Source organism: Deltaproteobacteria bacterium, assembly GCA_016874735.1.
Taxonomy (GTDB): domain Bacteria; phylum Bdellovibrionota_B; class Oligoflexia; order Oligoflexales; family CAIYRB01; genus CAIYRB01.
In genome coordinates, this window is the sequence record VGTI01000009.1 from 64,325 (window position 1) to 87,372 (window position 23,048).

Consider the following 23,048-nt stretch of genomic DNA (forward strand, 5'->3'; position numbering starts at 1 on the left):
CGCTGTTTTGTCCACTCTAAATCCGCAGCGTGCACATTTTTGCAAGTTTGACCACAGCGCGTTTGTACTTGGTCGAGCGGTATTTTTTGACTCCGTTGTAAAAAAACTAAGTTAATTCGCCGACCAGACGGTGTGTCTTTTCATCGCGAGATCAGCAATTTGATGTGCAGTGCGAAGATTTTTTTAAGTTTGCTCCACCAAAATCCGAAATTTTACTTGGAGTGAGGCCATCGCTCATAAACAAATCAAAATTAGGAGGCGGTACTCTATGGTGGTACACAGTGCGCGTCTAAGCTCATTTGGGGCCTTCATCTTAGTCGGAGTGGTACTCCTGGGGTGTGGGAACTCCGTATACGAAAAAAAGGTAGGAAACGGCTCCTCAGAGCTCGGGCTCACCTACGGTGCGAACGGCTACCCTTACTGTACTAACGGGAGTAACACTGGTGGTGGCTACGGTTGGGATCCACGGGTTAAAGATCCGAAAGGATCGCATTCATGTCTCGTGGCGCCCACCGGTTCCAATGGCTATCCCTACTGCACCAATGGCAGTAATACCGGTGGTGGCTACGGTTGGGATCCAGATGTCACGGATCCTCGGGGGTCGCACTCGTGTCTGGTAAGAACCACTGTGGTTCCTCCTAGCCCCTCGCCATCGCCTTCACCGTCACCGAGTCCAGGTGGGATGCCGGCTCTGAGTCTCGGTGTACCTGGAAACGCGAGTTTCAAACTCTCAAGCTACGGCGATACACTGCGGCGCAACAAGCAGGCTCTGGTAGCAGCGATCAATGCCGCTGGTGGCAACGCTCAGGAAAAGGCAGTGATCATTGCCATCGCCATGCAAGAGACCACGCATATGAGTCTCAACCAACGCGACGCCAGCAAGGACCGTACGCCTTCGGCCAACGTGAGCATCCTCAATCTAAACTACGACATGCTGACCAAGCTCGGGTACACCGGTACCGATTATGGTGCCTCCCTAAATGACCCGGCAAAGCTGACTCAGGTGATCAGCTACTTGCTTAAAGGTTTCCGAACCTGGGGATTTCAAAGCACGCTTAACTACGTGCGGGGTGGCTACACAGCATTCCGTGATGGCGTGAGTTACGGTGCCGCAACTTACCGTAACGCCATCTTAACGATATATAACCAACTTAGTAAGGACCAAACCTTACAAAGCGATGACCGGAGGGTGGAGATCAACGTCCCGTGGGTATGAGCCTAAAGCTCGTCCCGACTCACGACGTCACGGAAGAATTTAACCGTGGCTGGCTTGCCTTTGGCGCGCCATTGGTCGGCTAGCATGTTCCATGGCGCCGTCATCGGTACCTCGTAGTCCTGCAGGAACGCCTTAACATCAGCAATGCTGAAGCCCCGGCGTTTCAGCTCCTTGCGGTTTAACCAGAGCTGGGACGCGCCGATGAACGGCACCACTTGGATGCGGCCGCCATCTTCGCTAAACTTGGCATTGAGATCCGCCTGGAGCTTGGCGCGGTCGAGCCGGACGCCACCACTTAGTTCTGGAAGCGGTGGTGCCCCATGATCGGCAGTCACGGCAACTACTAGCTCACCTGCGGTGATTTTTTCGACCTTGGTGATGACATCTGCAAGAGCCTGATCGATGGCATCCAGAACCTGGGCACACTCATCGCTCTCGTAACCGTAGTGATGGCCGCAGTAATCGCTAGATTTGAAGTTGATGAACAGGAGGTCTGTCACCTCATCTTGTCCAAGCTTTAGCTCGGAAACTGCGGCGTTGACGAGATCACGCTCGAATTCAACCATAGCTGGGGTGGCCCTAACGGCGGACGGACTGATCTTGCCGTTTTTGTCTCTCAGCGTGTTGCCGAACCACTTGCCGCCTTGGGCGCTGAGGAGGCGCTCCCCGTATGGCTCTACAGATTTGCCGTCCAAGGATGCAGGCAGGCGGTAATAAGCTGGGTCAGAGTTAAAGGTCCCAGCTTTGTCGCCCTTTTCTTCAAAGTAGACTACTGCTGTCTTTTTGTTATGGCCGAACATGGAACCGTGGCCACCGAGGGATACCGAGGCCCTCGCGGCAGCGCATAGGGAGAACACTTCGGGTGCGTTGTTTTGGCTCTGTAGCCACACGTCAGCTAAAGTAGCAGCACCTAGCTGCAGGGGGAACTCGTCACTATGGGCGGCCTCAGAAAAATTGGCGGCGTAAACCGCATGCGGCGCCCAGAGTCCGGTTTGCCAACGGTAATTGGCGCTGATCGTGTGGCCTCGCGGATAGGCACCCGTGCCTATAGCAGCGTGCCCCGGTGCCGTCTCCACATCAACCTGGGCCACCTGGCCGTTGGTGAATAACGCACCGCGGCGAAACAGCGACCTCAGATAGGGAAGGCGCGTAGGGTGGGCGTCGTAGTACTGCCACCCCATTTGATCCTGGACGACGAGCACCACGAGCTTCGGCTTTTTGGTCGTGGGTTTGGCTCTAGCCTCAGCCAACACGCGTCCCTCTGCCCGATCTGGCGCTGCGATCCCTAGGACATCGGCAAGAGTCGGTGCAATGTCCTGCTGCACGGCAAGTTGGCTGAAGGTTCCCTGCCTAAACCACTGGCCCGAGGGATCGTAAAAGGCAATCGGCACCCGGAGGTCGTAATCCCAAGCATAGCCATGAGTCATATCTGGGTGGGCCGGAATGACCGTGGTCTCAACTTTGTTGTTGATACGACTTGTAATGTGACTGGCATGAAAAACTTTGGGGTCAAAGCTGGTCGGTTCGAGCAAGAAATTGTAACGCTCAGTCAGAAAAAATATGTCGCCCGATGAATCGCTAACGCTCCGTTTGAAAATTTCACGCGGTGTCAGGGTAGTCAAGCCCGTCTCGAGCTTATGAGTGCGCGGCGCCGCCTTTGTTGCGGTCAGACCCGCGTCTTTGGCTGCTGCCGGGAGCGTGAGGAGTAAGCCGCATAGGAGTGTGATGGCTCTGGGAGCGATTCTTTTTAGGTGCATGGGACTCGGTTTCCGGAATCAATAAGAAGCTCACATGTGAGCCCCTGGTTGCAATGTTCCTAATCACCACAACTCAGGGCCCAACGCAAAGCTTTTTCGGCTGTGGACGGGAAATCTGTTGATCCTTTAACCGTGTCTTAACAGATTAATCACGGTCCCGATCGTCGTCCCCGCTGAAGTCCCCGATGACTTGGGCGGGTTGCTGCTGCTTATGTACGTAAACTGGAATGTCACAAGCCTGGTTCTTCGGGCCGTTCAGAGATACTTGAATTTGATTTAATGTTTGCGGTGATGCGAAGCGGTAAAGATGGCGCGTCGCATTGATACCGACCGCAGAGACAAACTTCTGTGCCTGATCAAGGGCACCCGCCTCAACAATGTCGACACCTTGGCAGTAGCTCGGGATACGGATTTCAAACTGCTCGATAGCCGCCGGGCTATCCCAGGTGACGACGCCGCGGTGAAAGTAACCGCCTTGGTAGCCAAAGACGCCGACGTATTCCATCGAGGCTTCATCAGGCTCTGCCGGTGGCGTCGGCGGAACCCCGCTATCGACCATGCCGGTCACTTGGATTTGGCAGGTGGCACCTAGGACTCGAGTCTCGTTAAAGAGAATCTTTACAGACTCGATGTTCCCGCCGCGGTGCCTGAAGTACGTCCCATTCTCAACAGTGGTGGGATACCACTGCGCATCGTCGAGAAACTTAACCTGCAGCGAACCAATGCGCACCAAAGGGCATACTGCAGTTGGAGCAAAGATAATTTGTAGAGGGTTGGCAGTTGATGCTTGGTTTAATTTGAGCTGTATCTCACTGTAGCCGCGTGGAATACGCACCAGAATTGGCTCAGTGACCGGAAGATTCAGCGTATCGGCCTTGGCCTTTGCGCCTATGGGCGCAGTTACTATCGCAGTTACAGTCAAGGTAAACATCATCGCAGTAAGAGCTGAAAAATGCTTCAAAGTACATTTCCTCCCTGGGACTTTGCGGCGCCTAGATGGCTCGTAGCTGGACTGGCATGACTTAGTTGATCATTCTAACCCACCTGTAAAGGCTGCACTAGGGAATAACCACGCTGCAACATGTCAGGGCACCATCTGCTTTAATGAACTCTGACATGTGTAGTTTGCTCACCGTGAGACCGCGCTCTGCGGCCGCGTGCTCGAGAATCGCGGCGCTGGCCTCGTATCCTGCTTGAATGACCAGGGTTTGGCCAAGGCGCAAGACATTGGAGGCTGGGACGTCAGGGACCTTTACGACGCGGAGGTCGTTCCCTAGTGCCGTAATCATCTGCGCTGCCATCTTCATCGCCTCGGGATGATCAGCGACCACTAAAGTTTGTTCATCCATGGCTGAAAGCACTGACTTCAGATGTAGTCCGGAGGCAACTTTGACGCTATGCACGGGACGGTTAACCATGGTCGCAAGGTCATAAGCCGCCGCCGCATTGGTGCGCCGCGAAAGCCCGACAAATACCCGGCCCCCAATCTGGAGCACATCTCCCCCGTCAAGCGTGGCACCGGCACTGAGATGATGAATTTTGAGCTGGGTAAATTTGGCGGTAAGGCTTTTTAAATGCGTCTCAACGGCAACGGTCTCGCCGCGGCGGGAGATGGCGCCTGGCCGCGTAATGATAGCCTGATCCTCAACTACGACGACCGTATCTTCAATAAAACAGCTGTCGGGCATGTCGTCAGCGCTAGGTACCATGAGGACTTCAAGAGCACATTGCTGCAGCAAGGCGACATAGGTTTCGTGCTGGTGCTGCGCCATGGCTACATCGATGGGCTGAGCCGGAACCTGCTCCGCCAGTGCATGGGCGAAGCTCCGCGCCAGGGGACGTGCGAGCACAAAGCGTGGTTTTGTGGGCTGATAAAGGGACCGCATTGCATGCTCCGATCCTAAAGCAAGTAGGATATCACACCACGCGGCATAGTAGTCCCTTCAAATAAAGGGATTCAGGAAATGTGAGGAGCACAGGATGATCATCTGCCTGATGGAGATAGGAGATGATTTGTGCATCGCGCCCAGCATCGATGGCGGCACCGAAGATAATTTTTTGAAAGAGATCGGTACTTATGTGCCCTGAACATGAGAAGGTGGCCAAAAGGCCGCCCGGATTCAGTAGCTTAAACGCCAGTAAGTTTAGGTCTTTATAGCCGCGCGCAGCCTTTTCGACCTGACTGCCGCTGGCAGCAAACTTTGGTGGGTCCATGGTGATCAAATCAAAGCGTTCGCCCGCATCCGCTAGCTGGCGCAAGACCTCGAAGGCATTCCCCTGGTGCTGCTCAAATCGTGGATCCTGGTGGCTGAATCCATTGGCAACGAGGTTAATGCGCAGACGCTCCAGGGCGGCTTCACTGGCATCCACACTCACGACGCTGGAGGCACCAGCCCGGGCCGTGTGCATAGTGAAGCCCCCTGTATAAGAGAAACAATCAAGCACCCGACGCCCACGTGCGTGCTGCGCGACTTCGACGTGGTTGCGACGTTGATCTAAATAAAAACCTGTTTTGTGACCGCTAGTGAGATCGACCGTGAAGGTGACTCCCTGCTCCTTGATCACCACATCTTTGAGTTGGGATTCGCTGCCGTGAAGTAGCCGGCTGACCCGTTCGAGTCCTTCAAGTTCGCGCACAGCGTCGTCGCTACGTTCGGAGATCGAGGCCGGCTTCAGTACTTCGTGCAGGGCTCCGACGACTGGTCCTAGGTGCTTATCTATACCAGCTGTCAGTGCCTGGAGGACGAGGTGCTCGCCGTACTTATCGACGATCAATCCCGGCACCAAGTCGGCCTCGCTCATGACAAGACGGCAGGAGTTCTGGTCCTGACCTAGAAGCGGCGCCCGCCGCTGTACAGCGGCACGTATGCGGCTCACCCAAAAGGCGTTATCGATCGCTTGACCCTGGTCCCAGGTCAGGACCCGTGCCGTCAATTTCGAAGCCGGGTTGGCGTAGCCGCGCGCCAGGAAAGCTCCCCGTTGGTCGACGATATCGCAGATCCCACCGGCTGCAACGTCCGGAAGCCGGTGAATGGCGCCACTAAATACCCACGGGTGGCGCTGTCTTAGCGGTTTTTCCCGGCCGGCTTTGACGACTAATTGCGGAAGAGACATGCGGACCTCCGAGGCACAGTGATGGCAAACCCGTGCCGGGTATAGCTGAGCGCGTACAAGCCGGCAATCACCTTAAAAGCTGGTCTACTTAATTGTTGGTAGATGACAAAATTAATAATTGTCCTAGACTGTTAAAGAACGGTGATGGAAGTTGGCCGGCCTGTCGACTGATTCATTAGTAAATCCTGGGGCTTCAGCGCGCTCCACCAACAATTAAGTAGACCAGTTATGAAAATTCTCGTCATCCAACTGCGCCAACTCGGCGACATCCTGCTGACGACCCCTTGTTTAAGAGCACTGAAAGAGGACGCCGTGGCAAGCGGCGCGCCGGAGCCAGAGATCGTATTTCTCAGTCATCCCATGGGGCGTCTGGTCTTGCGCGACAACCCTTATATCGACGAGCTCGTCACCTATCCTACCGACCGTGCTTGGTGGGCCGAATGGGCGCTGGCGCGTGCGCTACGTACCCGCCGGTTCGATCTAGTCTTTGACTTCATGAACAACCCGCGTAGCGCCTTCTATGCGCGTATGACGGGCGCTCCGCAGCGCTTGGCTTTCACCTCAGCCCGGCGCCCAGCCTACACACTGACTGTGCCCAAGCCGGCTGATGCCGGTTACATCGTTCGCGAAAAGTTTGCGCTGCTGCGGGCCGCAGGACTCAGTCCGCGTGACGAGCATCTGGTGTTCACATGGGCACCAGAGGACGCACTAGTTTTTCACGAATTTCTGGCGGCGCAACCGGCGGTTGCCGGGGCCCCTCTGCGCGTAGTTTTGAGTGCGACTCATAGGCGTGAGGCGCGGCGCTGGCCACTGGCAAGTTACGCGGCTCTGGCTGATCTTCTCGTGCGGGAGTGGGGCGCTGCGGTGTTGTGGCTCCATGGTCCCGGAGAAGAAGCCGTGGTCGACGAGGTAATGACTATGGCTAAAGAGCAGACGTTTAAGATGCCGCCCACGAGCTTTCGTGGCATGGCAGCATTTCTGGCGCAGTGCGACTTATTTGTGGGGAATTCGAACGGACCGAGTCACGTGGCTGTAGCCGTCGAAGTGCCGTCGCTGCAGCTCCACGGTCACACAAGGGCAGCTTCGTGGTGTCCGCTGACTGAACGGCATCGCGCGATTCAGTCGCCCGAATTCGGCAAAGTGCCTATGCCCGCGATGGCATCGATTACAGTGGATGCCGTATGGGAAGCGTTGCGTGGTATGCTGCCGCTAGTGCGTGAGGTGCATGCTGAACGCCAAAAGCCATTTTGATAGTGCCCTGCAACCTAACTTTTACCTGCGGAGTGGGCCGTGACCACCAATCATATTGTTGCTGTTGATCAGTTGCCCTACGGTATCAGGCTGGTTCTCCCTCGTCGCGAGCTACCGCGCTCGCTCGTGCGCGTGTCCCGATCGGTGACGATCCTTGGTGGCGCTGCCGCTGCGGTTGGACTTGCGCGCTTAGCCACGGCAGACTTTAGTATCCTGAGTGCAGGCAGTCTCTTCAGTGTGGTGGTCGGTTTAGTTGGCATGTTTTTTGGCCTTTTAGTTTGGTGCGGCCACAGCGTGATCATCTGCGGACACGGTAAGCTGCAACTGCGCGAGGCCTGCGGGCCGCTGCGTTGGCAGCGCTCCTTCAATCTTACGGAGCTGAGTCAGTTGACTATTTCAACCCTACCACTCGCTGCAGGCGCCAAAAGTGCATCGTCTACCATGGCCGGTGAATCGATCACTATCCTGGCAGGTGAGGTCCATAGTCGCGGACGTCGCGTCCTCATGTTTGGATACGCACCAGATCTCCTAAACTCAGTGCTCGCCAAGTTACCTATAGGGCGCGGTTGAGTGTGTCCTGTAATTCCCGCTCATCGTAGCGGTAGAAAGAAGTCTCCGCCTTAACGATCTGCCAAAGACCAGGCGCCATGCCGCTGCGCTTTTTGATATGCTGCCGCCGGCTCAGATAAACCTCGCCGGCCATATCGCCCCTGAGTTTTGAGTAGTAGATGGCAAGTATGCTTGCGCACTTGAGCAGCGCAGCTGGGAGCTCGCCCCTAACATCGCGTGCCGGAATGATGACATGGCTACCGGTCGTACCGACGGCGTGGAACCAATAGTCATTTGATTTAGCCAGCCGGCAGAGCTCATCGCTATCAGCGGCACTTTTGCCGACCAAAATGCGGACTTTAGAGGAGTCAGTGGCATTATCCGGTGACCACACGAACGTGCGGTAAGGGGTCGCATCCGCTGCGGCAGGGCTAACGCCACCGCCGCTGGAGGCGGCGAGGCCGTGCCGCTTGAGCTTGGCGTTAACAGAGTCCAGGCTCAAGGGGCCTGCGCGTAATGCCGCAAGATCACAAGTCAGCTGGGCTAGCTCGCCCTCAGTTTTGCTGATTTGTTCTTTAAGTGTGGCGTTGCCGCGTGCCGTCTTGCGCGCCTCGTCAAATAGGTGCGCTAAATTTTGACCAGGGCTTAGGCTTGGATCGAGCGCTATGACGATTGCTTGGTCAGTGCCGGATTCCTCGGGCTCGAGATGCAGCGCCTCGTCACCATAGTTGACTCGGTAAAGATAAGTCTTAAGAAGTTGCGCATGGCGATCCTTCGCGCCAGTAAGCGCCAGAGTGTGCGCCCTGTCGCGACTTTTTTGCAGTGATTTAGTTACTGTCTTTAAGCGCCGTGCTAGACGATCGCGCGCCGACCTTTGATAATCCGGCAGAATCACTTCCGGAGCCGAAGCTGTGGACGCGGGGAGATCAGGGGCTGCAACGGGTGTGCCCTTGAGGGATTCCGTATAATTACTCAGCTGATCGTCGGTGGGCCAAGAGGGTAGGGGGCGGCCAAGGGGCGTTTTTTTGGTGAAACTACCTTGCGAACTCTTACGCACAATTACTTGACCCGATGCATCGATAAAACGCAGCTCCGGCGGTGCACCATGGGCAATTTGCAGCCAGTACTCTGGTGCAGCGGTCCCTTTGGTCAACAGTGGTATCCAGTAATCACTGGTCGCTGGTTCCCAGTAAATACCGGGCAGTCCGCCTGTGGGAGCATACTTGCGCACCAGCGCGACGACGGCCCCCGTCGTTTTGATTTCGCTAAAACGCTCCGGTTCTAAGCGGACACCAAAGGTCATTTGATTAGCGTCGGCAATGAGGTAGCCTTTGTGAAAGGTTCCTGTACTGTCTTGCCAGTTCACGGCCAGAGCCATCATCGGGCCGTGAGCCTCAAAGCACTTGCTGTATTTACCAAAAATATTCATGTTTAGTGCCAGGCGGAGAGTTCGGCGACGGCCTGCGCCTCATTTATGGCAAGTCCTTCACGGATCTGATTTTTGATGGAGCCGAAGGCCAGTCCTTGCGTCTCAGCCGCCACTGCGATGGGCTCACCGTAACGCACGAGTATGCGGGCAAAAGGTTTAGGGATCTTGAATTGATCCCAGCTACGTAGCACCCATTGGCGATCCGCAGTGCTCGTCAGTGGTACTATGCTGACTCCAGTGCGACGTGCTAGGTCGACGATACCACCTTTGACACGACGCCGCGGTCCCCGTGGCCCATCGACCGTGATGGCGGTGAACCACCCGTCCTTGGTCATGTGCACGAGTTGGTCGCGGGCTTCAGGGCCACCGCGGCTACTCGAACCGCGAACGGTCTGGAAGCCGAACCGCGCCATCACTCGGGTCACGATATCGCCGTCGGCTGAGAGGCTTGCAAGGGGCGCAAACTTTTGGCCGCGATGAGCAAGGATGCTCGCAAATAGCTGTTCATGCCAAAGTGCCAGGCAGAAGCTACCGCCGGCGTGCATCGCCTCTGCTTTAGTCCGTTCTTCTGCGCCGACGACACGGATGCGGTAGGTGAGCAGAAGGAGCCGTGCCACGCCGTATAGCAGGATACTGGCCAGGCGAATTTTCCACATCTTTTTGGCTGGTGCGGTGCTAGTGGTTGGGGCTTCTGTCATTCTCGGCTCTCCTGGCTCTCCTGGCTTTCCTGGCTATCTTCATGCATGGCGGCCTCGTCTTCCGCCTCGTCCACATCGTCCACATCATCAAAGTCTGCATCATCGGGGATAGGCGCGGTGACATTGGTTGGCTCTGCCATCAGATCGGCAAAACCAACTAATGGCCTACCAAAGTCACCACGCGTGACGGCGTCGGTCCACTGAATCTTGGTTATGAAACCCATATTACGCATCGTGTTGATGATGGCCAAAAATCGCTTTTCGCCAAACGGAGTAAGAGCCCTTTGTCTGAGCCCACGAGACCACGCGTTAGGACTTGGTAGCACTAATGCCAGGTGCACCGCCTGTTCGACCGTTAGTAGCTCTGGTTTGGTGCGGAAATAATGCCAGGCGCCCTCTTTGACGCCGTACACTCCGTCTCCAAACTCAATTAAGTTTAAATACCACTCGAGTATCTGATCCTTACTTAGGATCTGCTCCATGATCATCGTGCCTGTGGCCTCTCGCGCTTTGCGGGTCAGCGTCTTCTCGCGACCAAGAAACGACATCTTAACGACTTGCTGTGAGATGGTTGAGGCACCACGGGCGTAGCGCTTGCGCTTTTTATTGACCTCGTAGCTTTTCACCACTTGATCGATATCGATACCGTGGTGCTCGTAGAACCTCCCGTCCTCTGCCGCGATGACGGCATGCAGGACATGCCGGGACATCCGTTGGAGGGGTGTCCACCCCGGCTGGTTTGGGCCGACCGTGGCTTTGCTCGCTCCCGCCTTCCGGTTGTAACGTGTCACAATTACTGGGCCTTTGAGTAGCTGGTAAACCGGTGGGACAAACCAGTTAAGGGCCATGAGAATGCTGCCGATAAGCAAGATAACGGAATGTTTTTTTTGCCACCTTTGCCTTACCTTGCTAAATAGGGTTTGACCCGCTTGGGTCGATGGCTGCGGCGCAAGTACGTTTTGCTCGCTTGCAGGTGGCAGGCTAGGGTGGCTAACTCCCTCTCCCTTTAGTTCGGTCATGCTAAGCCCCTTTCTGAGCCCCCTATCGTGCCAAAAATGAAACAAAAAGTTTAGGAGCTTTAAGATGACTACCCCAGAAGGACTGAACGAAAGCGATAAAACGCTAGTGTCGGCTACCAAAGCGGACATGGTAACGGCCAAAGCTTTGCAGCAGGCCGTCGCTGATCTGCAAGTAACCCACCCCGGTCCAGGACTGCGTAAGGTGCTCCTCTGTGTGACCTTGCTAGTTCTTGGCGCCTACCTTGCTATGACAGCTAAATCGCTAGGTATCTTCCTCTCCGCAGGAGTCTTTGCCGGCCTTGTGCTCTCGGTCATTATCATCACAACCCATGATGCCATCCATCATACCCTGACTGGATGGACATGGTTTGATGAGATTGTGCCCCGCCTCGTCTCGTGGCCAGTCATTTGGGTCCACAGCATTTATAGCGAGGTGCACAAGGTTCACCACAAGATGAACGGTGACGATTTCAATGATCCCGAACGTGTGCAGTGGACGCTCGAGGAGTACGACCGAGCATCGACGCTAGGCAAATTTTATGTCCGGCATCAGTGGTTGCTCGATATTTTTGTCTTCGGTGGTTTTGGGCTGATCGTCAACACGTTTCGGAGCGGACTGCGCTATGCCAAGGTGTCGCGCTCAATGAGGCAGGCGGTGATCACCGATGTACTGGGCATTCTCGGTGCCAACATCATCATATACACCCTAGCTTATACCCAAGGAGTAGCGCTGCGGTGGCTGTGTTTCTGGTTCCTCATGGAGCGTTGTACCGGTGCTGTCATGCAGTGGCGGTCCCATATCGAGCACTACGGTCTTTGGGGTAAAGGGCGGCACTACTTTGAAACTCAGGTCTACACGTGTCGCAACATAGTGACGAACAGTTACACGAGTTGGTTCTTCAACCGGCTCAACTTTCATTCCGTGCACCATGCTTTCCCGCGCGTCCCGTTTTATCTGCTTGAGACGGCGCACCGCCGTTTCCTCGAGCTTTATTCTAGTGCGAATATCGAGCATCTAGTCGAAGACAGCGGCTACCTAGCCACCTCACTGCGTCTGGCTACGAACCCTTGTGTCATTGGAGCTGCCGACGAGAAGTCGGCTAGTCGGCGCCGCAGCATGGTCCGGGTGTGATGCTGCGCGTTTGATGGGACTTGGCTGACCTTGCTTTGGCAACGAAAGCTTCGGTATACTTGAAAAAATACCGATTTCTTTCGTTGGGTGAGGCTTGGCGTGAAGTTCAGATCCCTGTGCTTACGGACTCTGCTGGTGCTGACCTTGGCGTCCTGCGTCGAATCGAATTCAGAAGAGTCGACGAATACGACTAAAAAAACCGAGTCCGAAAACGGCAAAAACAAGCCGGCATGGTGGCAGTCAAACACCATGGCGACCGGAACGGTAAACGGTAGCGGCTCGGTTGCGGCGCCGGTATCCGCACCCGTGACTGTCGCCGTACCAAACTACGGGGGGGCGCCCTCCAACCTGATCTCTTTGGTTGATACGGTCGTGGCACAGCTGCCACCGCAACAGAGGAATGCAACGGTCGCCAGTGGCGCTCAGGGCTTCGGCCAGGGGGGAGGTGTTTTTGGCGGCGGATTGCTGGCTGGCTTTGGCAATCTTCTGATGGGCCTACTTGGCTTAAAGTAAAATCGCTAGGGGATGCACGTGAGATTTATTGCAGCTGTGCCGCTTACTGTCTGTCTAACCATCGTCGGCTGCAAGCCTGCAGCGCCGCAATCGTCGAGCGGCAAGACGCTTACAAATGTCATAGCCAAGGACGGGCCCGCCCGCGATCAACTTTGTGGCTACGCCTATGAGGGGCGCGGTGCCTTGCCACCAAATATTGTTGATTTACAGAACGCCATTGCAATCAGCCCCGCCGAAGAGTCCCCGTTCCGCAACGCCGTGATGGGTGCGTTGGCTGCCGTGCCGACGCCGCTACTTAAGTTATATTTCGTCGTCCTGCGCGGACAGATCGTCATTGGTAATGCCCAGACGGAATGCCGCAGTGCCCCCTTCACTAATGCTCAGCGTCCGCTTGTCGGCAATGCTGAAGCGACGTCTTGTTGGCTTAGTCCTTCAGGCAATCAGCCTCTCCGCATGGTGGTAATGGCAGATGTCACTAAGATTAGGTCCAGTCTGGTCCGCCTGTTTGCCTACTGGGAGGCCGAGTATTTTGTTCCCGGACTGCGCGCTCCTGATACACCTGCCTACTTCAATACACCGGAGTGGAAGGCGTACGCTGATGCATTCGTGACTGAGCGCGGCAAGATTGCGGCATCGTTCGTACAGGATATCAAAGCGATGCAGGGTGTCGACGCCACTAAACTCATGACATTTAGCTCTACCGATCCCAATGCCTTTGGTAATTTTATCTATGCTAATGCTGTCGATAGTTATTATTGCTCAGCGGCGACCCGGTCTGAGTTTATGAATCAGTTTCGCAACACTTGGAATGCTTTCACCGACGTGGGCAGTAAATACGCCACGGCTAAAGAACTTGGCGAGCCCAGCACGTGGTTTTAACTGCTGCTAATCAAAGTCCGGCGCAATTCAGGTGCCGGTCCCAGACGCGACTGAGTGTGGACTCTAGCGGCTCACCGGAGACTTGTCGCTGACTCAGTGCTGCTAAAAGTTCCGCCGATGCAATGGCCGCGTGTTGAGCCTCCGGAACGAGGCAGTCCCAATCGCGCCGGTCGGAATCAAACGTGCACCGCAGGCTGTCGCCGCGCCATACGCGGTCCCGAGCATCGACTTCATGATGGTAACAAATGTCCTTTAACTTCACTCCGTACGTACAAAAGGCCAGGATGGAATGACCCTCGGGACCAACGCGCGTCACATGGGCCGGCGAATAACTATCTTGCAGGATATGGAGCGCGTGGCCGATCCAGTAGTGATAATGGTAACGGTCGCCAGACTGCAGATGGGCCGTCGCTCGTTTCAGTGCTTGCTCGAGTGCAAACTTAACGGCCTGACAGGTTTCGCCATTAGTAGTGGTGCTGCCATCACGGTAATTGCGCAGCGCATGCAAGTGTTGTAACCGGCCGTCATGGTGCCAATCGGTCGCAGGCGTTGCGCCGTATACCTGGCGCATCTCGGGGGGAGGAAAATCGGATTCAAAATTACCCTTAATTAAAGGATGGAATGAAATGGGGCCGTGCACGCCGTATGGCACCGGCTCGTACCCGATATCTTGGCGTCCACTAAGGCGTTGATTAGCGATCTCAACAGCGAAGCGGGTGATGTCCTCGTGACCTCTGAGCGTTCCTGCGCCTGTGTGCCAGAGTAAGTCTGAATACTGGCTATCATTGGTGGCCCCACATCCCCAGGTGACGAGATGAAACAGTGAAAACCAGACAGCTGCGATACCCCGTCTCCCCAACATCCACCACCTCATGGGCTGAAAGAAGGATCATTAAGATACGACCAGATTTTTTGGAACAAGGTGACCATAGCGTTCGTCGCGTTATCTGCCAAGCGACATGTGCACGACTCAGTGCTACAATTGCCGCATGTCATTCAGCGACCATAATCACGCATTTTGGACCGCGCATGCGTTACCAATTGATCAGCCAGATGATGCATTTTCCGGCAGCTGAGGGTGTCCAATTACCGGCATTTTTCACATATCCTGCTGGTCTAGATAAGGTACCTGCTATTCTCTTTATCTACGAAGCTCTCGGCCTGAACGACGAGATGCGGCGCCTTGCCGTTAGCTTTGCTGGTGCCGGTTATGCTGTGATGATGCCGGATTTATTCGCGCGGGGGCCTTGGGCCGTTTGCATCAGTCGTTTGATGGCGGATCTGAAGCGTGAGCAGGGACAAGGAGTCGACGATCTCCTGGCCGCGCGTGGCTGGCTCGCTGGGCAGCCTCAGGTCGATGCCGGTCGGATCGCTACACTAGGACTCTGTATGGGTGGAGGCTTCGCGCTGCTACTCGCTAAAACAGGCTTGTTTAAAGCGGCGGCACCTTTTTATGGGCACACACCGCGCGAGCTTAAGGGTAGCTGTCCCGTGGTAGCGAGTTACGGTGGCAGGGACGATGCCTTTCGGCCGCATTTCGAGCATCTCACTACAGAACTATCTACCAGCCACATCCCGCACGACGTGAAACTTTATCCTGACGCCGGTCACAGCTTCATGAATCAGACTACGGATAAATTCGTTAGCTGGCTTGGTGAGAAGCTGCCCATGCGCGTCGGACACAATACCGAGGCCGAGCAAGATGCGCGCCGCCGGGTGCTCGCCTTTTTTGCGGAGCACGTTTGAGCGGGCGGCATCTTGAAAGTCGCTTAAAGTCGCTTAAAGTCGCTTATTAACGTGTGCAGCAGATATCAGCGCAGAGCGGATTGAAGTAGTTGTAGTTGTAGCGGTAGTAGCCCCAGCAGTAACCGAAACACTCGCCTTCGCAGCGGCTGTCGCGCGTTGGTTGGGCAAAGATAGAGACGTTTGGGCAGCTAGCAATTTGCGAAAGGCCGCCGCTACACACGAGTAATGATAGAGCGAGTAATGTGGACTTCATATGACACCTGTGGGGTTAGTGGGAAATGTTAGTTTCCTATGGCGGGCGGGTCATAAACTAAACAGGGCAGTGTTTTCAAGTAAAAAAATGAAGGGCATGATTATTGCGACGTGTTTCCTGCAGTAATCAGAAATCATTGATTTAATTTACGCGGCACTCTTTGACAGGACGGATCGATCGCGAGAAGGGAACGCTATTCGTTGCCTTCAGCGTAGGCGCCAAAGCTCCACGGAGCCTGCGCGCTGGATCAAAACGGATCCTGAGATCGTCGCCAGGCTAAGTGCCAAGGGGGAGCTGCTGTCGGTGATGGCATAGCTAATGTTAGCCTCGTAAAGTTTGCGCGTAAGCTCGGTACCGGACAGGCTAGCCACGTTCCAGGTCCAAGCCGGGTAGGTCTTCTTGATGTGCCAGAATTCTGCATTAGACAGAAAGTACTCGGCATTGCATATGGTGTTGGCAAATACACGAGGCATGGTGGCTGTGTTGGTGATTGATGTGGCGTCTTTACTGATTAGGCGCGACAGGTGGTGGTTGAGCAGCATATTGGGCTTATGCTCGAAGAGACCGAATGTTACGCCGTCACCGCTTAGCCCGCGATATAGATCACGTAGTGCCACGTCGAAGTTGGAGTAAAGGATACCCATCAAAGCTATGACGACCGGCGTTACTTTGCGGCGCCTTGATTCAGGGGTAGCTTGCACCAGCAAGGCGACGCCGATGACCATGAGCGGGCCCAGCATCGCCAGAAAGTGACGGGATTCGACTTGCTTGCCAAATTCGCCGCAGAAAAGCTGCAAGATGAAAAAGGCTATGGTCGAAAATACGAGCAAGAAACGGCAATCCGCAGAGGCAAAGAAGGGTTTTAGCACAAAATGAGTGCGACGCGTTGCAACTAGGTAGATGCAGGTCAATAAGCCGATGGTGATAGTAATGTCGCTGATCAGTAGCCTGCTCAGAGAGTTGAAAAGTGTGACAACACTCAGTTTGAACGGCTCGGCTTCAGTGATGACGCGACTAAGTTCCGGTGCATAAGGGGTAGGAAACAGTTCCGAGAGCAGGGGGAAGAACGGATTGCCCGTGACGTAGGCATTACGTAGGCCGAACGGAGCCCACTCAGCGATCATGAGTAGAGCGCCAGTAAGGAGCAATCTCAGATGAGTGGCGAAGGCGCGCCCGTGATCACCGCCAAGCTCGGGACGCGTCAGCAAATCGGCCACGCCTATAGCCGCGAAAGTAAGCCCAGCCGTTGGCTTCATGATCATCGCCACACTCGCTCCTGCCAAGAACAGAGTGGGTACACCGCGCGCTATTCCTACTAAAGCTAATGCCGCCGCACCCGCCAGGTAGCCATCGTTTTTAGGCAACAGCATAAAAAATACCAGCCACGTATGCATGCATATGAGCACAAACGCGGCGCGCTCGCGGCGATTCAGCCAAGGTCGGGCCAGTGTCAACAGCGCCCAGACAAAGGTGCCGTAGCCGCAGATGAGATGACTGATCTGAGCTAGGGCATTTTGCTCGGCGTTACCTACGGCCAGAATCTTGAGGAATAAATAGTAGTGTTCAACGGCCAGAGCATAGCCAGTGTAAATATTTGTTACGAAGACTCCCGTGTGACCACGCTGGAGCCAGCTTTCTGCGGCTGAAAGGTGGTAGATATAGGCGTCCTCGTGCCCTTGAAAGAAAAAGACCATCGAGCAACGGAGAGCCACGACTGCTAGGAGTAACCACAGCCAAAGTTTGGATTGGCGAGTAATTTGATGCTGATATGTGTCGGTTAGTTCCGCCACGGAGTGTCGCCAACCCAACCCATTGCTGCGCCAGGCTAGAGCAGCCAGTAAGTTGCCGCCGGCTACAAGTGGTAGCGCGCTGGACCAGCTTGGAGGCCAGATCAATCCCCCGGCGAAAGTAAAGAGGCCGACCACGGCGACGCCCAGGAGCAGGCTACAGCCGGTCCATAGCCCCAGGTCATCCATCTTTATGGCGGCGGTGGGTATGCCGACGATGACACTTGCAATTTTTCTGAGCGGGATCAGCGAGACGATGCCCCACCCCCATAGCATGGGCAGCAGCGCTAGGAAGGTGAAGCTGGACTTGACTACAAGCCACCAAGCGCCAAGTGGTCCACCTACAGCCTCTTCCATTGGCATATGGCGGGCCAAGACTAGCCAAAGCATAGCTAGAAGCAGCAACAAGGATGGCGTCTTTTTTCCGCGCACGATTAGGCACTAACCATATTTAATAATGTCAAATATCTTATATAAAATATAAGGATACGTGTTAGCAAGCGGCGTTTGGTCGAGAGGTGCCGAGAGCTACCTGTATTGCGCCTTTTTTGTAATTCGAGGAATGGAAGGGTAGCCCCACATGACAGACTCAGTGGATCTGCAGGTCAACACCATCATTGTAGTGCCCGTATATAACGAAGAAAAGCGGCTACAAGCTGAAGCATTTATCAATTTTGTCGAGCAGCACCAGAACTCTAAGATACTCTTTGCGAACGATGGTAGCATCGACGGCACGCAGGCCCTTTTGGACCGCATATGCCGCCATCCGAGCGGTCGCATCACTCACCTGAACCTAACCAAAAATTCTGGCAAAGCTGAAGCTGTGCGCACCGGGGTGGCAAACGCCCTTGCGCAATCCGGTATTGAATATGTTGGTTACCTTGACGCCGACTTATCTACTCCAGTGACGGAAATGGTACCTTTTATCGACCTATTGAAGACCAGGCCTGGGGCCGTCATGGTTTTGGGTTCACGCGTCAAGCTTTTGGGCCGAAAAATAAAGCGCCGTTTACTGCGGCATTATCTGGGCCGTGTATTTGCAACTGTGGCATCGATAGTTTTGGACATCGGCGTGTACGATACGCAATGCGGCGCTAAACTCTTTAGATCCTCGGCGGCGGTAAAAGCAATTTTTGCTGAACCGTTCTCCAGTCGATGGATTTTTGATGTCGAGATCATTGCTCGTCTGGCTAGAGAGCTAGGTGTACGGGGTCCCGAGCTAGAGGCGACGATGATAGAGTGTCCGTTAGGGGTGTGGCAGGACGTCGGCGGGTCGAAGGTCAAGGCAAAGGATTTCTTCGTGGCATTTCTAGAAATGCTCTCGCTACATTTGCGATACCAAAAGTTTTTGAGATGACCTAAAGGAGTAATTAAGCCAGTAGCATATTAAGGTCATCGAGGCTGAGAGCGCCGAGCATGCTATCTTCTGCGGTGATGATGGCATCGGCTAAGTCACGCTTTTTAGCCTGAAGCGCAAGGATTTTATCCTCGATGGTGTCACGTGCAATGAGACGGTAGGCAAAAACTGTTTTGGTCTGACCAATGCGATGAGCTCGGTCGACGGCCTGAGCTTCGGCTGCGGGGTTCCACCAAGGATCGAGGATAAAACAGTAGTCCGCGGCGGTGAGGTTGAGGCCAACACCACCGGCTTTGAGGCTGATCAGAAAGATGGCCGTGGTCGGATCTTGCTGAAAGCGCGCGACTCGCTCCTCGCGATGACGTGTTTGGCCGTCCAGATATTCGTAGGCAATGGCCTCCTGATCGAGCTGGCGCCGCACGAAATTCAGTAGCGACGTAAACTGACTAAATACCAAGGCTTTATGACCACCGTCGACGACCTCACGCAATTTCGCCATGAGGAGGTCAATTTTTCCACTGTCACTGCCGTCGTGAGCGTTATCGATCAACCCTGGATGGCAGGCTGCCTGGCGTAGACGCAGGAGGGCCTCGAGCACTTGGATCTTGGTGCGGTTTAGTCCATCCTTCGCCACGGCCTTGGATAGATTACGGCGGTAGTGGGCCAGGAGTTCATCGTAGAGTTGGCGCTGCATGGGTTCTAGGTCACAGTAGATGGTTTGCTCGACCTTGGCTGGCAGATCGGGTAGCACCTGCTCTTTGGTGCGCCTTAAGATAAAAGGCTTCAGCGCGCGGCCGAGGGCGGCAGCTGCAGCTTTACCCTCGTCGACTGGCATCTTGGTGACGGACCTCATGAGTGAGGCACTGAGCATCCCTGGATTTAGAAACTCAAAAATGGCGCCTAATTCTCCCAAGTGGTTCTCCACTGGTGTGCCGGACAGAGCAAGGCGCCGATCGGCTTTAAGTAGGCGCGCTGCCTTGGCGCTGAGTGAGCTTCGGTTCTTGACGGCTTGTGCCTCGTCGAGGATGGCGTAGTGGAAATCAATCTTGCGCAGTTTATCGATATCAAGGCGCAGCAGACCGTAGGTAGTGACGATGAGATCGTAGCTACCGATGGCCCCGAGGCGACCGTGGCGATCAGCGTGGGCGTAGTCGAGAACGCGGAGATCAGGGCAAAAACGTGCGGCCTCGCGGATCCAATTGTGGACGAGACTGCGCGGCACTACGATGATGGAGGGTTTTCCAGCCGGCGCCTGCATCTGCAAAAGGGCGAGCACTTGAACGGTCTTACCAAGTCCCATGTCATCGGCCAGACAGCCATTTAAATTGGCCTCACGGAGGACGGCAAGCCAGCCCAGGCCCTCTTCTTGATAATGTCTCAATGTCCCTTTAAACGCGGCTGGTGCTGCGAGCGCCTGCACGGCTGAGGCCTCCTTGAGGCGCCGCCTGAGGGCTTTAAACTTGGCGTCTAGATTGACCTCGGGTAGCTGACTTAGGAGAGCGTCAAGGATCGCGCCTTGCGCGGATTTAAAGCGCAGGCCGTCGTCTGTTAGTTCGCCAAACTTTGTCAGCGAGGTGAATTGTGCCAGCCAATCTTGTGGTAGGAGTCCAACGCTGCCGTCGCCCAGGGTTACAAAGCGATCTCCACTTTGGAGCGCTTCGAGTAAGCGCGGCAAACCCACGTCCTCGCCCCCAAATTTGACGCGCGCATCGAGGTCAAACCAATTGACTCCCGACTTAACGGTCGACGTACATGCAGTGGCGCGATGCACGCGCTGACCCTCAGCCTCAACATGCCAGCCAGAATCTATGAGCTGAGTTACCAGGTCGGCTAGGCTGGCCACGGCTACACTTACATCCGCTCGGCTGCCACCTGCGACGGCTAGTTCCGTGATCGCCGGCATGGCTAGGAGGTCGGCAACCAAGCGTGCCTCCGCTCCGGGTGAGCGCTGACGCAGGATTTTTGCACCAGCGTCGAGCCACGACGATCGCTGCTCATGGCGCCCGACTAAACGACCGGCGTAGTTGAAGCTAACTTGCGCCCCAAGATAACCGGCCGCAGGGCTATACCGCGCACTGAGTATCGATAGACGTGGGGTAGGGGAATCAGTTACCGCTTGCCAGTCACTACCCATGGTCAGCTCTAAGGGAGGAGCTTCCGTGAGCTTACTAAACGAGGCGATGAACTGGTCGAGATCGCTCGTAGCTATGAGCGATGGTTTTTGAGTCTTCAGTTTTTTGACCCAGAACCAGTCGCTGTCCGTGAGACTCGCCAGTGCGATGATCTCACCGCCATGAACGATAAGATTGCGATCGAAGACAAGAGCCAGGGAGTCTAGTGGGATTAAGTCCTGACCATCGTGCAACATGCCGCTGATCTGCCAATGACCGGAATTATCCTCAGTCGCGGCGATCTTTAGGCTAAAATGCCAGCTGTCACTGCGTCGGTAGGTAAGTGGCGTGGGGTCCCCAGCGCCTGTCGCTTCAAGATAGAGGCGGCCGGTGTGACTCAGTTGCGTGAGCAGAATATCCTGAAACTCACGAGGGATTTGGAAGCCATCCTTACCCGCTGGGCTACTCGTATAGCGGCGTCCATAGCGGCTATAGTAGTCGCCGTCACTGTAGTCAGCATCGTCCGCGGCGTCAGCCTTGATAAGTAGACGAGCGATCTCCGTATCTGCGGCAGCGGGAAGCTGCCGTGCCGTCGTGGCGTTGAGGCGCAGTGGTTTTAACTTGGACCAGGTCGCGTTGACGCGCATCTTGCGTTCGCAGACCTGCACCTTCCACGTACCCGTGTAAACTCCCGTGCCACCTGTGATGAGATAAACGACCTGCGAAATTTTAGGCACATCGGCTGAACTTCCACTGATCGGCAGACGGCGCGCGCTAGTCTGATTTTGGCGCATCGCCCCGTCAATGAGACGCCGCCAGGAGCTAGTTTGACTCTCTGGTCTGGATGGCGGTTCCGCTGGAACTGCAGCGACACTCTCCGTGTCGAAATAATTCTCAGCATGGCTACCCGTGGCATCGTCGTAGTCATAGGAAATGTCGTCCCCGGAATCGTCGTCTTCACGAGCATCATCATCATCACGCGCTGACGCAGTGGTCACAGTCAGTGGGGCGCTGACAAGGCGCAGTTCATCACACCACTCACGACGGTCAGCAATTCTCACGGCGGCCCACAGGTGGGGGCAAAGCTCGGTTGCGGATCCACCGAGGCAGCTACAGTAGGCATGGATGTGATCACCGTATGGCTCGTCTTCGCACAGCAGTAGCTCTGTATAGATGGGATCCGACCCAGAGAATTCCAAGGTCAGCGTCTCCTCATCGAGGTTTACCTCGTAGAGTGCGCTGGAACCGGCAACGATCGCATCGCCGCTGGTGATCACTTGGGGCTGGAACTGGCTACGGACGCGATCGGCAAACACCGCTGGTACTCCAGGTTGAGGAGCGCCCAGTGTAAGCCTTTAAGGTCTAAGGTTCCACCAGAATGCTAAACGTAGGCGCCGTCCCATAAACGTTGCAAAAACAAACGCCAAGGCAATAGCTCAATACCGTCCTCTGTCCTACGTTCTTGATAAATTACCGTAAATCAGTTGCGGATTTTCATGAAATCCAACATTTACTATGCGGTTTTTCATTCTCGCTGCTGGGTAACTTTAACATAAGTAGCTAGTCTTTTGCCGCCAGGAGTGAGCTCCATTTTGCCTGATCAAAGCCCACGGCAACAGCCTTACCGTTTACGAGTAAAAAAGGCCTCTTGATCAATTTGCCGTTAGTTGCCAGTAGATTCATCACTTCATCGGTGGATAGGTGCGGCAATTTGGTGCTGAGTTGCATCTCGCGATAAACCTGACCTGAAGTGTTTAGCAACTTGCGCAATGCGCCGCCAACGGCCTTAAGCATGCCATCTAGTTCGCTGCGACTTGGTGGCGTAAGGGTGATATCGACTGTTTGATGGTCGAGGCCCCGTGCTTCCAGAAATTTAGTAGCTTGGCGACAGGTTGAGCATTTTTGGTAGCTGTAAAGCTTGATAGTCAAAGAGTACACCTCATGGAATTTACATGACGGGAGATGACGATCGATTTTGCCTACTTTTCGCATCGATGCCTGAGGAAAACCAGTGTTTTCGATGTGTTGGCTCAAGGTTTTGCAACCATCTGTAATCACAGCCTATTTCGTTGTGAAAAACAGGCTCTTCATCTCCTTTTTTTGACCCAGTATTAACTCGTTTAACCCCTCAAAAACACAAGCCTTAAAAAGAAAAACTTAAGATTTCGCCGCCCCTCGACGATGGCGCTTAGGTAGGAGGGAGAAACCTAAGTCCTCTCCAGGGGGAAGAGTCGTCC

General features: G+C 54.9%; 20 protein-coding genes. 8 read left to right on the plus strand and 12 right to left on the minus strand.

Annotated features, from left to right (window positions below; translation table 11 throughout):
• Window positions 1-268: 268 nt before the first annotated feature.
• Complete coding sequence (locus FJ146_06890) at window positions 269-1,216, plus strand: hypothetical protein (protein MBM4251679.1); 948 nt, start codon at window positions 269-271, stop codon at window positions 1,214-1,216.
• A 2-nt stretch (window positions 1,217-1,218) separates the two neighbouring features.
• Here FJ146_06890 and FJ146_06895 read toward each other — a convergent pair whose 3' ends face one another.
• The 4 genes from FJ146_06895 to FJ146_06910 all read right to left on the minus strand — a co-directional run bounded on the left by FJ146_06895 (window position 1,219) and on the right by FJ146_06910 (window position 6,087).
• A complete protein-coding gene (locus FJ146_06895) occupies window positions 1,219-2,973 on the minus strand; it encodes a hypothetical protein (GenBank protein MBM4251680.1) in 1,755 nt (584 codons plus the stop codon).
• A 145-nt stretch (window positions 2,974-3,118) separates the two neighbouring features.
• Window positions 3,119-3,934 (minus strand): hypothetical protein, encoded by an 816-nt coding sequence (locus tag FJ146_06900; protein MBM4251681.1) that lies wholly within the window; start codon window positions 3,932-3,934, stop codon window positions 3,119-3,121.
• 97 nt (window positions 3,935-4,031) lie between these two features.
• Window positions 4,032-4,859 carry a hypothetical protein gene (locus tag FJ146_06905; protein MBM4251682.1) on the minus strand — a complete coding sequence of 276 codons (828 nt, stop codon included), beginning with the start codon at window positions 4,857-4,859 and terminating at the stop codon, window positions 4,032-4,034.
• A gap of 31 nt (window positions 4,860-4,890) precedes the next feature.
• Window positions 4,891-6,087, minus strand: a complete 1,197-nt coding sequence (locus FJ146_06910; protein MBM4251683.1) for a class I SAM-dependent rRNA methyltransferase — start codon at window positions 6,085-6,087, stop codon at window positions 4,891-4,893.
• Window positions 6,088-6,315: 228 nt separating this feature from the next.
• Between FJ146_06910 and FJ146_06915 the strand changes: the two genes are divergently transcribed.
• Both FJ146_06915 and FJ146_06920 read left to right on the plus strand, forming a co-directional pair.
• Window positions 6,316-7,338, plus strand: a complete 1,023-nt coding sequence (locus FJ146_06915; GenBank protein MBM4251684.1) for a glycosyltransferase family 9 protein — start codon at window positions 6,316-6,318, stop codon at window positions 7,336-7,338.
• Between the two features lie 39 nt (window positions 7,339-7,377).
• Window positions 7,378-7,908, plus strand: a complete 531-nt coding sequence (locus FJ146_06920; protein MBM4251685.1) for a hypothetical protein — start codon at window positions 7,378-7,380, stop codon at window positions 7,906-7,908.
• Here the strand turns inward: FJ146_06920 and FJ146_06925 are convergent.
• Genes FJ146_06925 through FJ146_06935 form a run of 3 tightly spaced genes read right to left on the minus strand, consistent with a single transcriptional unit; the run spans window position 7,892 to window position 11,162 of the window.
• Window positions 7,892-9,316 carry a DUF814 domain-containing protein gene (locus FJ146_06925; GenBank protein ID MBM4251686.1) on the minus strand — a complete coding sequence of 475 codons (1,425 nt, stop codon included), beginning with the start codon at window positions 9,314-9,316 and terminating at the stop codon, window positions 7,892-7,894. The genes FJ146_06920 and FJ146_06925 overlap by 17 nt on opposite strands.
• 2 nt (window positions 9,317-9,318) lie before the next feature.
• On the minus strand, window positions 9,319-10,014 hold the full coding sequence (locus FJ146_06930) for a DUF374 domain-containing protein (GenBank protein MBM4251687.1): 696 nt from the start codon (window positions 10,012-10,014) through the stop codon (window positions 9,319-9,321).
• A complete protein-coding gene (locus tag FJ146_06935; GenBank protein ID MBM4251688.1) occupies window positions 10,011-11,162 on the minus strand; it encodes a hypothetical protein in 1,152 nt (383 codons plus the stop codon). Before FJ146_06935 ends, FJ146_06930 begins: the two co-directional genes overlap by 4 nt.
• Here FJ146_06935 and FJ146_06940 point away from each other — a divergent pair.
• From FJ146_06940 to FJ146_06950, 3 genes are all read left to right on the plus strand, one after another.
• On the plus strand, window positions 11,098-12,165 hold the full coding sequence (locus FJ146_06940; protein MBM4251689.1) for a fatty acid desaturase: 1,068 nt from the start codon (window positions 11,098-11,100) through the stop codon (window positions 12,163-12,165). The genes FJ146_06935 and FJ146_06940 overlap by 65 nt on opposite strands.
• A gap of 99 nt (window positions 12,166-12,264) precedes the next feature.
• Window positions 12,265-12,678, plus strand: coding sequence for a hypothetical protein (locus FJ146_06945; protein ID MBM4251690.1), 414 nt, complete (start codon window positions 12,265-12,267; stop codon window positions 12,676-12,678).
• Window positions 12,679-12,696: 18 nt separating this feature from the next.
• Entirely contained in the window at window positions 12,697-13,557 is an 861-nt protein-coding gene (locus tag FJ146_06950; GenBank protein ID MBM4251691.1) for a hypothetical protein, read from the plus strand.
• Between the two features lie 10 nt (window positions 13,558-13,567).
• Here the strand turns inward: FJ146_06950 and FJ146_06955 are convergent, their stop codons facing one another.
• Window positions 13,568-14,419, minus strand: a complete 852-nt coding sequence (locus tag FJ146_06955) for a hypothetical protein (protein ID MBM4251692.1) — start codon at window positions 14,417-14,419, stop codon at window positions 13,568-13,570.
• Between the two features lie 167 nt (window positions 14,420-14,586).
• Here FJ146_06955 and FJ146_06960 point away from each other — a divergent pair, with 167 nt between their 5' ends.
• Window positions 14,587-15,303: a dienelactone hydrolase family protein gene (locus FJ146_06960; protein ID MBM4251693.1), complete on the plus strand. Its 717-nt coding sequence runs from the start codon at window positions 14,587-14,589 to the stop codon at window positions 15,301-15,303.
• Between the two features lie 46 nt (window positions 15,304-15,349).
• On the opposite strand, the gene FJ146_06965 is transcribed toward FJ146_06960, so the two are convergent.
• Together FJ146_06965 and FJ146_06970 are read right to left on the minus strand one after the other, a co-directional pair.
• Window positions 15,350-15,556: a hypothetical protein gene (locus FJ146_06965; GenBank protein ID MBM4251694.1), complete on the minus strand. Its 207-nt coding sequence runs from the start codon at window positions 15,554-15,556 to the stop codon at window positions 15,350-15,352.
• A gap of 206 nt (window positions 15,557-15,762) precedes the next feature.
• Window positions 15,763-17,775: a hypothetical protein gene (locus FJ146_06970; protein ID MBM4251695.1), complete on the minus strand. Its 2,013-nt coding sequence runs from the start codon at window positions 17,773-17,775 to the stop codon at window positions 15,763-15,765.
• A 148-nt stretch (window positions 17,776-17,923) separates the two neighbouring features.
• Here FJ146_06970 and FJ146_06975 point away from each other — a divergent pair, with 148 nt between their 5' ends.
• A complete protein-coding gene (locus FJ146_06975) occupies window positions 17,924-18,700 on the plus strand; it encodes a glycosyltransferase (protein MBM4251696.1) in 777 nt (258 codons plus the stop codon).
• Window positions 18,701-18,713: 13 nt separating this feature from the next.
• Here the strand turns inward: FJ146_06975 and FJ146_06980 are convergent, their stop codons facing one another.
• Window positions 18,714-22,127: a hypothetical protein gene (locus tag FJ146_06980; protein ID MBM4251697.1), complete on the minus strand. Its 3,414-nt coding sequence runs from the start codon at window positions 22,125-22,127 to the stop codon at window positions 18,714-18,716.
• Between the two features lie 244 nt (window positions 22,128-22,371).
• Window positions 22,372-22,803, minus strand: a complete 432-nt coding sequence (locus FJ146_06985) for a Spx/MgsR family RNA polymerase-binding regulatory protein (GenBank protein ID MBM4251698.1) — start codon at window positions 22,801-22,803, stop codon at window positions 22,372-22,374.
• Window positions 22,804-23,048 lie beyond the last annotated feature (245 nt).

Coding starts and splice junctions, on each gene's coding strand:
- FJ146_06890 (MBM4251679.1), top strand. CDS start 269: ATGGTGGTACACAGTGCGCGTCTAAGCTCATTTGGGGCCTTCATCTTA.
- FJ146_06895 (MBM4251680.1), bottom strand. CDS start 2,973: ATGCACCTAAAAAGAATCGCTCCCAGAGCCATCACACTCCTATGCGGC.
- FJ146_06905 (MBM4251682.1), bottom strand. CDS start 4,859: ATGCGGTCCCTTTATCAGCCCACAAAACCACGCTTTGTGCTCGCACGT.
- FJ146_06910 (MBM4251683.1), bottom strand. CDS start 6,087: ATGTCTCTTCCGCAATTAGTCGTCAAAGCCGGCCGGGAAAAACCGCTA.
- FJ146_06915 (MBM4251684.1), top strand. CDS start 6,316: ATGAAAATTCTCGTCATCCAACTGCGCCAACTCGGCGACATCCTGCTG.
- FJ146_06925 (MBM4251686.1), bottom strand. CDS start 9,316: ATGAATATTTTTGGTAAATACAGCAAGTGCTTTGAGGCTCACGGCCCG.
- FJ146_06930 (MBM4251687.1), bottom strand. CDS start 10,014: ATGACAGAAGCCCCAACCACTAGCACCGCACCAGCCAAAAAGATGTGG.
- FJ146_06940 (MBM4251689.1), top strand. CDS start 11,098: ATGACTACCCCAGAAGGACTGAACGAAAGCGATAAAACGCTAGTGTCG.
- FJ146_06935 (MBM4251688.1), bottom strand. CDS start 11,162: ATGTCCGCTTTGGTAGCCGACACTAGCGTTTTATCGCTTTCGTTCAGT.
- FJ146_06955 (MBM4251692.1), bottom strand. CDS start 14,419: ATGTTGGGGAGACGGGGTATCGCAGCTGTCTGGTTTTCACTGTTTCAT.
- FJ146_06960 (MBM4251693.1), top strand. CDS start 14,587: ATGCGTTACCAATTGATCAGCCAGATGATGCATTTTCCGGCAGCTGAG.
- FJ146_06965 (MBM4251694.1), bottom strand. CDS start 15,556: ATGAAGTCCACATTACTCGCTCTATCATTACTCGTGTGTAGCGGCGGC.
- FJ146_06975 (MBM4251696.1), top strand. CDS start 17,924: ATGACAGACTCAGTGGATCTGCAGGTCAACACCATCATTGTAGTGCCC.
- FJ146_06985 (MBM4251698.1), bottom strand. CDS start 22,803: ATGCGAAAAGTAGGCAAAATCGATCGTCATCTCCCGTCATGTAAATTC.